This is a genomic window from Pseudomonas sp. K8 (genome assembly GCF_014889455.1).
GTDB lineage: Bacteria > Pseudomonadota > Gammaproteobacteria > Pseudomonadales > Pseudomonadaceae > Aquipseudomonas > Aquipseudomonas veronii.
Map to the genome: position 1 here is coordinate 1 of NZ_VJWO01000206.1, position 536 is coordinate 536.

The 536-nt window shown below is 59.3% G+C and carries 1 protein-coding gene; it reads left to right on the forward strand.

Annotated elements, in window-relative coordinates; translation table 11 throughout:
- A partial coding sequence (locus INT12_RS31020) for an IS66 family transposase (protein ID WP_193059242.1) occupies positions 1–536 on the forward strand: 536 nt, incomplete at both ends.

Sequence of the window (536 nt, forward strand, 5' to 3'; positions counted from 1 at the left end):
CCGGGCAACGGCAAGACCAAAACGGCTCGCCTGTGGACATACGTGCGGGACGACCGACCTGCGGGTGACTCGACACCGGCGGCGGTCTGGTTTGCCTACTCGTCGGATCGCAAGGGGCAACATCCGCACGCTCATCTCAAGGGCTTTAGCGGGATCTTGCAGGCTGACGGCTACGCCGGTTTTGCTCAGTTGTATGCGACGGGCACTATTGAGGAAGCTGCATGCTGCTCTCACGCCCGCCGCAAGTTTTACGATGTCTACAAAGACTTGGCTTCACCCCTTGCCGCCGAGGCGCTGCAACGGATTGCAGCCCTGTATGCCATCGAAAGCGAGATCCGAGGGCAGCCGCCTAACCTGCGAAAAACGGTTCGGCAAAGTCGGGCCAGTCCGCTGCTGGAGCACCTGCACACATGGCTTAATCAGACGCTGACTCAACTGTCGAAAAAGTCGGCATTGGGCGGTGCAATCCTCTATGCCCTCAACCGGTGGCAGGCCTTAACGCGCTACTGCAATGACGGCCGAATCGAAATCGACAA